The 13,976-nt window shown below is 64.4% G+C and carries 12 protein-coding genes; 6 read left to right on the top strand and 6 right to left on the bottom strand.

All coding sequences use genetic code 11. From position 1 onward, the window contains the following. Nucleotides 1–14 precede the first annotated feature (14 nt). A complete protein-coding gene (locus tag U0988_RS11440; protein ID WP_322292754.1) occupies nucleotides 15–323 on the bottom strand; it encodes an RNA-binding S4 domain-containing protein in 309 nt (102 codons plus the stop codon). Continuing rightward, the gene (locus U0988_RS11435) at nucleotides 323–2,959 is read right to left on the bottom strand and encodes a helicase-related protein (RefSeq protein WP_416172392.1); all 2,637 of its coding nucleotides are present in this window, start codon (nucleotides 2,957–2,959) and stop codon (nucleotides 323–325) included. Before U0988_RS11435 ends, U0988_RS11440 begins: the two co-directional genes overlap by 1 nt. A 182-nt stretch (nucleotides 2,960–3,141) precedes the next feature. On the opposite strand from U0988_RS11435, the gene U0988_RS11430 reads away from it, so the two are divergent. From U0988_RS11430 to U0988_RS11410, 5 genes are read left to right on the top strand one after another with little or no spacing between them, the layout of a single operon-like run. Further along, entirely contained in the window at nucleotides 3,142–4,833 is a 1,692-nt protein-coding gene (locus tag U0988_RS11430; RefSeq protein ID WP_322292753.1) for a M23 family metallopeptidase, read from the top strand. Nucleotides 4,834–4,891: 58 nt separating this feature from the next. Further along, a complete protein-coding gene (gene hemB, locus U0988_RS11425) occupies nucleotides 4,892–5,902 on the top strand; it encodes a porphobilinogen synthase (protein WP_322292752.1) in 1,011 nt (336 codons plus the stop codon). Continuing rightward, nucleotides 5,895–6,470: a GNAT family N-acetyltransferase gene (locus U0988_RS11420; RefSeq protein ID WP_322292814.1), complete on the top strand. Its 576-nt coding sequence runs from the start codon at nucleotides 5,895–5,897 to the stop codon at nucleotides 6,468–6,470. Before hemB ends, U0988_RS11420 begins: the two co-directional genes overlap by 8 nt. Continuing rightward, complete coding sequence (locus U0988_RS11415) at nucleotides 6,467–7,048, top strand: gamma carbonic anhydrase family protein (protein WP_322292751.1); 582 nt, start codon at nucleotides 6,467–6,469, stop codon at nucleotides 7,046–7,048. Before U0988_RS11420 ends, U0988_RS11415 begins: the two co-directional genes overlap by 4 nt. Continuing rightward, nucleotides 7,029–7,310, top strand: coding sequence for a DUF167 domain-containing protein (locus U0988_RS11410; protein ID WP_322292750.1), 282 nt, complete (start codon nucleotides 7,029–7,031; stop codon nucleotides 7,308–7,310). The genes U0988_RS11415 and U0988_RS11410 overlap by 20 nt, the downstream gene beginning before the upstream one ends. A 20-nt stretch (nucleotides 7,311–7,330) precedes the next feature. On the opposite strand, the gene U0988_RS11405 is transcribed toward U0988_RS11410, so the two are convergent. After that, a complete protein-coding gene (locus U0988_RS11405; RefSeq protein ID WP_322292749.1) occupies nucleotides 7,331–8,593 on the bottom strand; it encodes a SulP family inorganic anion transporter in 1,263 nt (420 codons plus the stop codon). Between the two features lie 38 nt (nucleotides 8,594–8,631). Further along, nucleotides 8,632–10,227: a cisplatin damage response ATP-dependent DNA ligase gene (locus U0988_RS11400; protein WP_322292748.1), complete on the bottom strand. Its 1,596-nt coding sequence runs from the start codon at nucleotides 10,225–10,227 to the stop codon at nucleotides 8,632–8,634. A gap of 100 nt (nucleotides 10,228–10,327) precedes the next feature. Here U0988_RS11400 and U0988_RS11395 point away from each other — a divergent pair, with 100 nt between their 5' ends. Beyond that, a complete protein-coding gene (locus tag U0988_RS11395) occupies nucleotides 10,328–10,636 on the top strand; it encodes a hypothetical protein (protein WP_322292747.1) in 309 nt (102 codons plus the stop codon). 10 nt (nucleotides 10,637–10,646) lie between these two features. Here the strand turns inward: U0988_RS11395 and U0988_RS11390 are convergent, their stop codons facing one another. Both U0988_RS11390 and clpA read right to left on the bottom strand, forming a co-directional pair. After that, a complete protein-coding gene (locus U0988_RS11390; RefSeq protein ID WP_322292746.1) occupies nucleotides 10,647–11,651 on the bottom strand; it encodes a ligase-associated DNA damage response exonuclease in 1,005 nt (334 codons plus the stop codon). A gap of 70 nt (nucleotides 11,652–11,721) precedes the next feature. After that, on the bottom strand, nucleotides 11,722–13,976 hold a 2,255-nt coding region (clpA, locus tag U0988_RS11385), incomplete at its 5' end, for an ATP-dependent Clp protease ATP-binding subunit ClpA (protein WP_322292745.1).

Below are 13,976 nucleotides of genomic sequence, written 5' to 3'. Positions count from 1 at the left end.
GCTGCGCGTTCCCCTTAGGTCCGGTGGTTTGAAAACGAGTGGTCGGCGGATTTCGCTATGGCGGATTGGTCTTGCGGGTCAAGCGGCAGATAACACATTTGCGCCTCCGCAGGGGGCCCTCGCCGCTTAGGCAGGGCGCGAATCTGGGCTACCATTACCCGCGAGCCAAGTGGGAGTGTCAGGACATCGCCCTGCCCGACGGGCTGGCTCGCACGGCACACCCGCTGACCGTTGCGGCGGACGTGCCCTTCACCGATCAACCGCTGCGCGCCGCCCCGCGTTTTCACGAAGCGCAAATAGCACAGCAGCCGATCGATTCGCATTACCGCAGCAGATCCGCAAGGCCGGCGAAGGCGCTGTTGGGGTTGACCGCTGGACGGGTGACCGCCGGTTTGGCTGGCTTTCTGGGTGGGGGTCCGGTCCTCTCATGTGGTTTCGCGGGGGCGCTTCGAGGCTTCTTGTTCCGGGGGTTTGAACTTTCTTGCGGACGACGCGCAACCTGGCCGCGCGAGGGGTGCCATTCCCACTGATCCGGTGCCGGTGGTCCCATCGCGCCCTCTGCCAGCGCCCGGCCGGGGTTCCGGCGAAACCCTGCCTGGCCGAGCAGATGGACATAGCTGTCCGCCGTCAACCCGGTGGAAACCGCCAGTGCGGGATCGAGGATAAACCTGCGCCGGGTGCTCCTGCTGCGCGCGTCATGGGCCGCGCGGATGATCTTTTCAGCAATATCGATCCGCACCGCCTGCTTCCCCGCGTGGCGGTACCCCGTGGGCAATCCGCCCGCACTGTCGATCACCGGGATCATGGACTGGTTGAGCGGCCTCGGATCCGCGCCGAGTTGGTTGAGCAATTGCCGCGGGGCAGGCTTCAGCAGGGCAGCGGCAAATATGTCGAGCGCGCCGAACGTCACCCCGATGCGCCGCAGGAACGGCCGGGTCTCCTTGGGCAGATGTTCCAGCCCCGCTGCCTGCCGGGTCAGATGACCGTGACCGGCGATCAGCGACAGCAGCAGCGCGCGGGCCTCCGATCCCGCCGCGGGGTCGCGGGATGCCTCTTCCAGCTTTGCCAGCGGAGCGAGCGGGGCCATCCGGGCCGCGAGCCAGGCCTCCAGGGCGGCGACCAGTTTCAAACGCGCGCCATCGGGCAGCTGGTTCAGCTGGCGGTCCGGCACCAGCCGGGCGCTTGCCGCGCTTGGTCCCGCCGAGAGCTCGGCGATCCGCTGGCCTTCCCACCAGATCGCGCCATCCTTCAGCTCCACGCCTGCCAGATCGGCGGCCAACAAGGCATCGACCTTGTCCGAAAGAATGCGCGGCATGGCTTTCTCGCCCGCGGCAAGTAGCATCTTGCGGTCGGCGTGGCTGGTCCCATGATCGACGGAGAAGCGCAGGCCCTCCACCCGGCCGATCGGTTCGTCCTCCACCGAAAGGACACCGTCATCCGAGAGGCTCACGGCAAGCAGCGATGCATCCTGGCCCATTGATTTCATCAGGATCGCAGTCCTCCGGTTGACAAATCTTTCCGTCAGACGCCCGTGCAGCGCATCCGACAGTTTGGCTTCGACCGCATGCGCCCGCGCAGCCATTTCGTCGCGGGCGAGCACCCAGTCGGGCCGCTGGCAGATATACGCCCAACTGCGGATTGCGGCAATCCGGCCTTGCAGCGCGTGAATGTCGCCCTGCATATTGTCGAGCTCGGAAATCCGCGAGGCGGCGTAATCGGCACCGATATGGCCCTGCTGGAGATCCTGCCACAGCCGCGCCACGAACCGGCTGTGCGTTTCGGTACCATGCTGGCGGAAATCGGGCAGACTGCAGGCCTCCCAAAACCGGCGGACGTTGCCGGGGCCCTTGATCTGGTCCGCCCAGGGTTCATCGACGAGCCGCTTGAGGACTGCGAGGTCGATGGCTTCGGGCGCGAGCGTCAGCGCCGGGTTTTCGGGCGGGCTTTCGAGGTCGCCGATCAAACCGGCCAGCGTGTCGAACCGCGGCTGCGAATCGCGCCAGTAAAGCTGCGTCAGCGGCGCGAAACGGTGTTCCTCGATCGCGTAGATTTCTTCTTCGGTGAATTCGACCGGTTCGCCGTCATGACGTCCATCCCGGCCGATGCCCGAGAGCGCGCCGAAGGTGCCGTCGCGCTGATGGCGCCCTGCGCGCCCGGCAATCTGGGCCATTTCGGCGGGCATCAGGCGGCGTTTGCGAACCCCGTCGTATTTGGTCAGCGACGCGAAGGCGACATGGTTGATGTCGAGATTCAGACCCATGCCGATGGCATCGGTGGCGACGATGTAATCGACCTCGCCCGACTGGAACAATTCGACCTGGCGGTTGCGCGTTTCCGGGCTCAGTGCGCCCATCACTACCGCCGAACCGCCGCGAAACCGGCGCAGCATTTCCGCCACCGCGTAAACCTGTTCGGCAGAAAAGGCGACGATTGCACTGCGCGGCGGCAGGCGCGACAGTTTGCGCGGGCCGATGTGCGTAAGCGTGGAAAACCGCGGGCGCCTGATGATCTCAGCATCGGGGTGCAGCGCGCGCACCATCGGCTCCAGCGTCGCCGCACCCAGCAGCATGGTTTCGTCCCGCCCGCGCGCATTGAGCAGCCGGTCGGTGAAGATATGCCCGCGTTCGCGGTTCGCGCCCAATTGTGCCTCGTCCAGCGCCAGAAAGCTGTGGGTGCCGCCGTCATGCGTGCGCTGGGCCGGCATCGCTTCGGCGGTGCAGCAGTAATAGCGCGCGCCGGGGGGTTCGATCCGTTCCTCGCCGGTAATCAGCGCTACTTGCGCTGCGCCCTTGATCCGGACGACCCGGTCATAGACTTCGCGCGCCAGCAGCCGCAGCGGGAAGCCGATTGCGCCGCTCGAATGGCCGCACATCCGCTCGATTGCCAGATGGGTCTTGCCGGTATTCGTCGGACCGAGGACCGCCTTGATCCGGGAAGCGTCGAGAGGGGGACGGGTCACATGAGCCAATGTGGCACCCCGCCCGAGAATTCACAACCTCGCCGTTCCCGCCATTAACAGCCGCAAATGCACGGCTTGCCTCAAACTTGACGCAGGTCACCGCACTTTAAATCGGTATTAACTTTAAATGTGCAGGGAAACAGTCAAAGACCATCAGCAACGGCCCTGGCACGATTATCGCCATGGGGCCGAATAGGGAGGTCGCGCTGTACACTTCGCGCGAAATGGACGGGATCACAGGCGGCGGGTCGGAAGCTTCCGACCCGGTCGAGCTGTGCCCCAGCCAGATCCTGTCCGGCGAACCCGCTCTTGCACTGTCGATCCCGGCCGCCATCAAATCTGCAAATTGCGTAAACGATGACCGGATTGTGATCCAGCGCACCCACAGTCTTGCCGACCGGTTCGAAGAATGGCGGCTCTCTCTGTCGGCCAGGCTGGAGACGGTGGACCTTGCACCGGATCTCGCCGAGAAAATCGGCAGCCGCCGGTGGTTCCGCGGATTTGGCACCTTCCTTGGCCTGTCCGCCCTGTCGCTGGCGTTCTGGCCCGATTTTTCCCCGGTCGAAGCCGCCCCGGCGATGGCGATCAACGACAGCGCGCGCGATGAATTCCGCAGCCAGATGATTATGCCGCTGGCGCTTGGCGCCGACAGCGGCCGCCACATGGGTGCGACGCAGGCGGTTGTGCCGCTGAAGTCGGTGCCCGAACGGCCGCAGATCGAAATGCTGGCGACGCTGGTGCGGGGCGACAGTTTCGGCCGGATGCTGCAGCGCGCGGGGGTCGGTTCGGGGGATGCCGCCCGGGTCAGCGACCTCGTCGCGCGCACCATGCCGCTGCAGGATATCGAATCTGGCACGACCGTTGACATCACCCTGGGACGGCGCCCCGCTCCGGGTGAGGCGCGTCCGCTCGATGCGCTCAATTTCCGCGCCCGCTTCGACCTCGAACTGTCGATCGAGCGGGTCGGCGGAAATCTGGCCCTGCTGCGCAAGCCGATCGAAGTGGACGAAACCCCGCTGCGCATTCGCGGAACCGTAGGGCAGAGCCTGTACCGATCCGCCCGCGCCGCCGGCGCGCCCGCCAGCGCGGTGCAGCAATATCTCAAGACGCTGGGCGAGCAGGTCGATATGGACCGTTCCGTCCGCGCCACCGACACCTTCGACATCATCATCGCGCATAAACGCGCCGCCACGGGCGAGCGTCAGGCGGGTCAGCTGCTGTTTGCCGGCATCGAACGCAGCGGCAAGCCGGCCACGCAATTGATGCGCTGGGGCCGTGACGGGCGCTTTTTCGAAGCGTCGGGCGTGGGTGAACAGCGCAGCGGGATGGTGTCACCGGTCCCGGGCGGCGTCTCCTCCCGCTTCGGTATGCGCCGCCACCCGATCCTGGGTTACCGGCGGATGCATTCGGGGCTGGATTTCCGCGCCGGCCACGGCACCCCGATCGTTGCGGTCTCCGATGGAAGGGTCAGCGGCGCCGGCCGGATGGGCGGCTGCGGCAACGCGATGCGGCTGGATCATGGCGGCGGCCTGCAGACCCGCTATTGCCACATGAGCCGGATGGCGGTCCGCAGCGGCCAGTCGGTCCGGCGCGGGCAGGTGATCGGCTATGTCGGTTCGACCGGCCTGTCGACCGGCGCGCATCTCCATTATGAAATGTACCGGTCCGGCCGGGCGGTCGATCCCGCGACGGTCAATTTCGTCACCCGGGCGGAACTGTCCGGGGCGGAGCTGAGAGAATTCCGCGCATCGCTGGCGAAGCTGAAGACGGTCGAAGCGGGCGCTGCGCTGGCAAACATGACGCCGGTATCGAGCGAACCCGAAGCTCCCGTGCGCGAAATCGACAAGATCGTGGCACCGAAGAAAGTCGGCTGAACCGGCAGATCGGTGCACTGCCGATTGAACTTCTGCGCAAATCGGGCAACAGGGGCGCATGACTGCTTCCTATCCCGCACTCCGTCTCCGCCGCAGCCGTGCCACTGAATGGAGCCGCGCGCTCCACCGTGAAACCGTGTTGACCCCGGCGGATCTGATCTGGCCGATGTTCGTGACCGAAGGCACGGGAGTGGAACATCCGGTTGCATCGCTCCCCGGCGTCTCCCGCTGGTCGGTCGACGGGATCGTGGCGCGCGCGCAGGAAGCGATCGACCTCGGCGTTCCGTGCATCGCGCTGTTTCCCAACACGCAAGCAGACCGGCGCAGCGATGACGCCGCCGAAGCGATCAACCCGGACAATCTGATGTGCCGCGCAATCCGCGCCGTGCGCGCGGAATGCGGCGAGGGCATCGGAATTCTCACCGATGTCGCGCTCGACCCCTACACCGCGCACGGGCAGGACGGGTTGGTCGATGATGGCGGCTATGTCCTCAACGATGACACGGTGGCGGTGCTGGTCGACCAGGCGATCAACCAGGCCGAGGCCGGCGCGGACATCATCGCTCCGTCCGACATGATGGACGGGCGGGTGAAGGCGATCCGGATGGCGCTGGAGATGGGCGGGTACCACAATGTCCAGATCATGGCCTATGCCGCGAAATACGCCTCCGCCTTCTACGGCCCGTTCCGCGATGCTGTGGGATCGGGCGGATTGCTGAAAGGCGACAAGAAAAGCTACCAGATGGACCCGGCGAACAGCGAAGAGGCCTTGCGCGAAGTGGCGCTGGATATTGCCGAGGGTGCCGACAGTGTCATGGTCAAGCCGGGCCTGCCCTATCTCGACATCGTGGCGAAGGTGAAAGCGCGCTTCGAGGTGCCGGTGTTCGCCTATCAGGTGAGCGGCGAATACGCGATGATCGAAGCCGCCGCTGCGGCGGGCGCGGGGGACCGCGATGCGCTGGTGCTGGAAACGCTGATGGCGTTCAAGCGCGCCGGCTGCACCGGCATATTGACCTATCACGCGGCCCATGCTGCCCGGCTGCTGAATGCCCGGCTCCAGAATGGCTGATTTCCGCCTCGAAACCGAACGGTTGATCCTTCGCGATTTTACCAGCGAGGGGGATTGGGAGGCGTTCTTCCGCGTGACCAATACGCCAGCCGTGATGGAATGGCTTGGCGGATTGCTCGACGACGCAGGGCTGGCGATGCAGCGCGCGCGAGTCGAGCAATGTGCCGCCGCCCATGGGCATTGCTTCTGGCTGGTGGAACGCAAGCCCGATGGCGGGCATCTGGCGGGCGAGGCACTCGGTTTCTGCGGCCTCAAACGTGCCGATGCGCCCGGCAGCACGGCAACCGGCGAGATGGAAATCGGATGGCGGCTGCGTGAAGATGCCTGGGGAGCAGGCTATGCGCGCGAAGCTGCGGAGGCATCGCTCCGGGCCGGTTTCGACGATTTTGGCGCGGCACAGATCATTGCCATAACCGTGGTCGACAACCGCCCGAGCTGGGGGCTGATGATCCGGTTGGGAATGCGGCGGCGCGAAGACCTCGACTATCCCGACACGCGCTTCGACCCGCCGTGGCGCGATCATATCGTCTATTCGATTTCGCGCGAGGAATGGGAGATGCAGCGATGACCGCAAGGCCCGATGTCACGATCATTTCGATCCATGGCAAAACCCCGCAGATCCATGACAGCGCCTTCATCGCCCCGGGGTGCCGGATCATCGGCGATGTCGAAATCGGGGCGGATTCCTCGATCTGGTACAATTGCGTGCTGCGCGCCGATGTCAGCCGGATCGTCATCGGACAGCGCAGCAATGTGCAGGACGGCAGCGTGCTCCACTGCGATCCCCCTCGGCTCGATATCCCTGGGGGCGACCCGGACGGATCGCCGCTGATCATCGGCGACGATGTGCTGATCGGCCACCTCGCCATGGTGCACGGCTGTACCATCCACGACCGCGGCTTCGTCGGGCTCGGTGCGATCGCCATGAACAAGGCAATTATCGGTTCGGATGCGATGCTGGCGGCGGGTGCGATGCTGACCGAAGGCAAGGTGATGGAACCACGCAGCCTGTGGGGCGGACGCCCGGCCCGCTTCATGCGCGCGTTGGATGATGCCGCGATCATGGGCATGCGCGCAGGGGTGATGCATTACGCCCACAACGCGCGCGATCATCGGGCGGCCGTCGATGGCGCGGCCCAAGGCTGATCTACCGCCTGCCGACGCCATTCGCGTGCTGGCCGATGCTCAGGGGCGGCTGGCCGTGCGGGTCACGCCGGGGGCGCGGTCGGAAGGAATTTCGATCGAAGGACTGCGCGTGATGGTCAAGGTGCGCGCGGTGCCGGACGGCGGCGCAGCGAACGATGCCGTTCTGAAACTTCTGGCCAAAGCGCTCGGTCTGCCGCCGTCCCGGCTGCGCTTGTTGCGCGGCGCGACTAGTCGGGAGAAAGTGTTTCAGGTGGAACCGTGATGTTCCTTCCACCCAATCGCTTATCGGTCGGGCCCGGCCCAGCCTTCCGGACGCAGCTTGCTGTCGCGCAGGCGTAGCGCCAACCCCAACGCAACCCCCACTCCGATGGCGACGGTCAAGTCCGAAACGACAGTCAGCACCAATGTCAGCAGCAGCAGCCCGCGTTGTTCCAGCGGCTGCGCCCAATATTCGCGCCATTTATGCGGTTCGCTCATATTCCATGCCGTCACCAGCAGCAGCGCGGCCAGTGCGGGCATCACCATATAGCCTGCCAGCGGCGCGGCGACCAACATGATGATCAGGATGAACACCGCATGCAGCACGCCCGCCACGGGCGTCTTGCCCCCGGCGCGAACATTGGTGGCGGTGCGGGCAATCGCCCCGGTGGCGGGCATTCCGCCAAACAGCGAAGATCCGAGATTGGCCCAGCCTTGCGCAGAAACCTCTGCATTGGGGCGATGCTGGCTGCCGATCATCCGGTCTGCAACCATCGCCGAAAGCAGCGATTCCACGGAGGCCAGAAAGGCGATCACCATGGCCGACGGCAACAGCTCTGCCATGCGGGCGGCAGTTATCGATGGCAGGCTGGGCATTGGCAAGCCTCGGGGCAATTCGCCATAACGCGATGCGATGCTGTCCACCGGCAGCCCGGCAATCGCGACCACCGCCGAAATCGCGCCGACCGCCACAATCAGGCCGGGCAGGCGCGGAAACAGCCTCCGTAGCAGCAGGATCAGCGCCAATCCGCCAGCGCCAGCGGCAAGGGCATACAGATTCAGATCGCCGCGCCCGGCCCATAATGCGGGGATCTTCTCGATAAAATCGGCCGGAACCTTGGCGATCCCAAGTCCGAAAAAATCGTTGAGCTGGCTGGTGGCAATAATGATCGCGATGCCGATGGTGAACCCGTTCACCACCGCTTCGGGGACATAGGCAATCAGATTGCCGATCCTTAGCCAACCCGCAACGATCATCAGGATTCCGGCCATCATGGTGGCCAGGACTAACCCGTCATAACCGTGATCCGCGATGACGCTGAACACTACGACGATGAAGGCGCCGGTCGGCCCTCCGATCTGTACGCGGCTGCCGCCCAGAAGCGAGATGAGCAAGCCGCCGACAATCGCGGTTATGAGGCCCTTGGCCGGATCGGCGCCCGATGCAATGGCAATGGCAATGCTCAGCGGGAGGGCGACCATCGCCACCGTCAGCCCGGCGAGGGCGTCGGCAAGGAACAACGAAAGATTGTAATCCTTCATCGTGGTAAGGATTTTGGGCTGCATGAAAATGCCCGTTAGGCGCACGAAAGCCCTGAGGCAATCTAATCCCGAATCAGCTTCTCCAGTGCCTCGATCCGGTCCGCTTCATGCGCCGGCTTGTCCCAGCGGATACGATGGATCCGCGGGAACCGCATTGCCAAGCCCGATTTATGGCGCTTGCTCGGATGCACCGAATCGAATGCGACTTCGAACACCAGGCTGCGCTCGACTTCGCGCACCGGGCCGAACCGGTTTAGCGTATTCTGCCGCACGTGCCGGTCGATCTTCTTCAGTTCCTCGTCAGTGAATCCGGAATAAGATTTGCCGACCGGGAGCAATTCCGCGCCTTCATCGGGATCGCCGTTCCAGCAGCCGAAAGTGTAGTCGGAATAGAAGCTCGACCGTTTGCCGCTGCCGCGCTGCGCATACATCAGCACGGCATCGATCAGCAGCGGATCGCGTTTCCATTTGTACCACAGCCCGGTTCTGCGCCCGGCGACATAAGGGCTGTCGCGCCGTTTCAGCATCAGCCCTTCGATCGCGTCGTCGCGGGCGCTTTCCCGGATCTGCGCGAGCTGCGCGAAATCCTCGGCTTCGACGATCTGCGACAGGTCGAAATGTTCGTCCGGCAAGCGCAGGACGAATTGCTCGAGCCGCTCCCGCCGCTCGGACCATGGCAAAGCGCGCAGATCCTCGCCCTCGATCACCAACGCATCGTACAGCCGCACGAACGCGGGCGCTTCGGCGAGCATTTTCTTGCTTACCGTCTTGCGCCCCAGCCGCTGTTGCAGCGCGTTGAAGCTGGCCGCCCCGCCGCTTTCCCCGCCTTGATGGCTGCCCCGGACCAACAATTCCCCGTCCAGAACCGAGGAGATCGAGAGCGCGGGCAGCAATTCGGGAAAAGTCGCCGAAATGTCGTCACCCGAACGCGAGAAGAGCCTGGTTTCGCCAGCAACATGAACCAGCTGCACGCGGATCCCGTCCCATTTCCACTCCGCCGCATAGTCTTCCAGCGACACTTCGGTTTCCTCGAGCGGATGGGCCAGCATGAAAGGCCGGAACAGCGGCAGGCTTCCGGTGTCCGGCGGGGCGGCGCCGTCTGCTGCCCAGGCGAACAATTCGGCATAGGGCGGCTGCAGGCCGTGCCAATATTCCTCGACTTCCTCCACCGGGACCTCGAACGCCTGCGCGAACGCGACCTTGCCCAGCCGCGCGGAAATGCCGATCCGCATCGCGCCGGTTGCCATCTTCAACAGCGCGTAGCGGCCCGCGGGATCGAGCCGGTCGAGCAGACCGGCAAGTTCGGTGCGGGCGCTCGCGCGGGTCATCCCGCCAAGCAATTCAATAGCTTGGGCCACGGTCGGTGGCGGCATGACGTCAGATAGGGGCTCCGGCCACAGCAGGCTGGCGGTCTCCGCCGTGTCGCCGACAAAGTCCCGGCTGAGCGCCCACAGCACCGGATCGACACGGTCCGCCATCAGATTGCGGATGGTCGATCCCTTGACCGCCGCGAAATCCAGCCCGTCGGTCAGTGCGGCCAGCGCCCAACCGCGGTCCGGATCGGGCGTTTCCTGCAGATAGCGCGCAATCAGCGCCAGCTTGGCATTGCGGCTGCCGGTATAGACCAGGCGGTCGAGCAGGGCGGCGAAGGCTTCCATGTCAGCGCCGCTCCGGCAGCGCTGACGATTTTGCATAGGCGCGCCCGAAATCTTTCATTATCGCCCATCGGGTTACAGTTTCACACAAGGACCGACTGTTATGAAGATTGCGTTGTTTGCCGCCGCCGCCTTGCTGCCGTTTGCCCCGATTGTCGCGCAGGATGCGCCGCCCGTAGAAGCCGGGGAAGCGCTCGCCGCGAAATATACGCTCGACACCCCGATCGAAGCCCTGGCTGCGGACCCGGCTGCCAAGGCGGTGCTGGACAAACATCTGCCCGGCACCACGACGCACGCATCCTATGACATGTTCAAGAGCATGAGCCTGCGGGCAGTCCAGCCGTTCTCGGGCGGCGCGATCACCGATGACATCCTCGCCAGGGTTGAGCAGGATTTGGCGGCGATCAAGTAAGCGCCCCACCTCAGTCGTCCTCGTCATCATAGCCGACCAGCGCCAGCGCCCGTGCGCGGCGCTGGTTGAGCTGGCACCAACGTAGCAGTGCTTCCTCGCGCCCGTGGGTGATCCAGCTTTCCTGCGGGTTCACTTCCTCGATAGTGCGGGTCAACTCGTGCCAGTCGGCATGGTCGGAAATGATCAGGGGCAGTTCGACATTGCGCTGCCGGGCGCGCTGGCGCACGCGCATCCACCCGCTGGCCATGGCGGTGATCGGGTCGGGTAGCCGGCGGCTCCACCGGTCATTCAGCGCGGACGGAGGGCACACCACGATGGCACCGCGCATATCGTCCTTCGAATGATCCGCCACCAGGCGCAATTCGCCCAGTTCGACGCCCCATTCCTCGTAGAGCCGGCACATCCTTTCCATCGCGCCGTGGAGATAGATCGGGGCCCAATGTCCGGCCGCGCGCAATTCCGCGATCACCCGCTGCGCCTTGCCCAGCGCATAGGCTCCGACCAGCACGCAGGCGTCCGGATTATCCGCCAGCGCCTGCAGCAGCTTGCCTATCTCGTCCTCGATCGGCGGGTGGATGAACAGCGGCAAACCGAAAGTCGCCTCGGTGATCAAGATGTCGCATGGGGTGACTTGGAACTGCGGACAGGTGGGGTCCGCCCGCCGCTTGTAATCGCCGGTCACGATCACCCGCTCGCCTGCGCGGTCGAGCAATATCTGCGCAGATCCCAGCACATGGCCGGCCGGCAGAAAGGTCGCATCGACGCCGCCCGGCAGGCGCAATGTTTCGCCATAGGAGACCGGGACCGCTCCCGCATCGGTGGCATAGCGCAGCTTCATGATCGCAAGCGTTTCCGGGGTGGCCGCCGTCTTCCCGTGCCCGCCGCGCGCGTGATCGGCATGGCCATGGGTCACCAGCGCCTTGTCCACCGCGCGCGAGGGATCGATCCAGCAATCGGCAGGCGGAATGTAGATCCCGTGCGGCTCGGGCTGGATCCAGGAAAAGTCGGCGCTCATCCTTCAAGGAATGTTCGGCAAGCGTCCTGCGTTCCGGCAACTGCGCGCGCGAACGCAGGACGCAGCCCGATTATTCCTCGTTCTTGTCGCCCACTCCGTCCTCTGCCGAAGTTTCGGGCTTGGACCGGACCGGTTTTTTCGCAGCCGGTTTGGCCCTGGCCTTGCGCTTTGGCGCGGTTTTCGGCGGGGCGGGGGTCATTTCGAAGGCTGGTTTGTTGTCCTTCACCCCGACATGGACTTCGCCGCCGCCGGACAATTTGCCGAACAGCAGTTCTTCCGCCAGCGGCTGCTTGATCTCGTTCTGGATCAACCGGCCCATCGGACGGGCGCCGTACAGACGGTCGTAACCCTTTTCGCCCAGCCAACTGCGCGCGTCGCTGTCGAACTGGATATGGACGTTCTGTTCGGCCAGCTGCAATTCCAGCTGGAGGATGAACTTGTCCACCACCCGGGCGATGGTTTCCTTGCCGAGGTAGGAGAACGGCACGATGGCATCCAGGCGGTTGCGAAACTCGGGGGTGAACATCTTCTTCACCGCTTCTTCGCTGGCATCCTCCTTGGAAACATCGCCGAAGCCGATGCCCTGGCTGGCCATGTCCGCCGCGCCGGCGTTGGTGGTCATCACCAGCACGACATTGCGGAAATCGACCGTTTTGCCGTGGTGGTCGGTCAGACGGCCGTTATCCATCACCTGCAGCAGGATGTTGAACAGATCGGGGTGCGCTTTTTCGATTTCGTCGAGCAGCAACACGCAATGCGGCTGCTGATCGATCGCATCGGTCAGCAATCCGCCCTGATCGTAGCCGACATAGCCCGGAGGCGCACCGATCAGGCGCGAAACGCTGTGGCGTTCCATGTATTCGGACATGTCGAAGCGCTGCAGCGGAATGCCCATGATGCTGGCGAGCTGGCGTGCAACCTCGGTCTTGCCGACGCCGGTGGGGCCGGAAAACAGGAAGCTGCCGATCGGTTTGTCCGCATCGCGCAGGCCCGCACGGCTGAGCTTCATCGCCGTCGACAGCACCGCGATCGCCTTGTCCTGGCCGAACACGACATGCTTCAGGTCGCGGCTGAGATGTTGCAGCGCGGCCTTGTCGTCCTTGCTGACGGATTTGGGCGGAATGCGCGCCATGGTCGCAATGACCTGCTCGATTTCCTTGGAGGTGATTTTCTTCTTGCGGCGGCTGGGCGGCACCAGCATCTGCATCGCGCCGACCTCGTCGATCACATCGATCGCCTTGTCGGGCAATTTGCGGTCGTTGATGTAGCGCGCGCTAAGTTCGACCGCGGTCTTGATCGCATCGGGGGTGTATTTCACCTTGTGATGGTCTTCGAAGGCAGAGCGAAGGCCTTTGAGGATCTTGATCGTGTCTTCGACGGTCGGTTCGTTGACGTCGATCTTCTGGAACCGGCGCAGCAAGGCGCGGTCCTTCTCGAAATGGTTGCGGAATTCCTTGTAGGTGGTCGATCCGATGCAGCGGATGGTTCCGCCGGACAGGGCCGGTTTCAATAGATTGGACGCGTCCATCGCCCCGCCGCTGGTCGCACCTGCGCCGATAACCGTATGGATTTCATCGATAAACAGGACCGCGTGAGGCATTTTTTCGAGCTCGGACACGACCTGCTTCAGCCGCTCCTCGAAATCGCCGCGATAGCGAGTGCCCGCCAGCAGGCTGCCCATGTCGAGCGAATAGATCACCGCTTCTTCGAGCACTTCGGGCACGTCGCCCTCCACGATCTTGCGGGCAAGACCCTCAGCGATCGCGGTCTTGCCGACGCCGGGATCGCCCACATAGAGCGGATTGTTCTTGGAGCGCCGACACAGGATCTGCACCGTCCGGTCGACTTCGGGGCCGCGCCCGATCAGCGGATCGATCTTGCCGGCCAGCGCCTTGGCATTCAGATCCACGCAGAACTGGTCGAGCGCGGAATCCTTCTTGTTGCCGGTGTCGCTCGATTTTTCTTCCGCCTGGGCAGGGTCGTCCACGCCCTGCGGCGCGATGCTGCTGCCGGCCGGCTTGCCGCCCTTGCCGATCCCGTGGCTGATGAAGCTGACCGCATCGAGGCGCGACATGTCCTGCTGCTGCAGGAAATAGACCGCATAGGAATCGCGCTCGGAAAACAGCGCAACCAACACGTTCGCGCCGGTTACCGTGTCCTTGCCGGAGGACTGGACATGCAGGATCGCGCGCTGGACCACGCGCTGGAAGCCGGAGGTCGGCGCCGGATCGGTCTTTTCGGCGACCTTGAGCGAGTCGAGCTCGTTGTCGAGATAATGCGTCACCGCATCGCCCAGTTCGCCAAGGTCGACGCCGCAGGCCTGCA

The organism is Allopontixanthobacter sp. (assembly GCF_034376665.1).
Classification (GTDB): Bacteria; Pseudomonadota; Alphaproteobacteria; order Sphingomonadales; family Sphingomonadaceae; genus Allopontixanthobacter.
The sequence above is the reverse complement of the archived record's forward strand: the minus strand, read 5'-3'. Positions and strand labels throughout refer to the sequence as shown.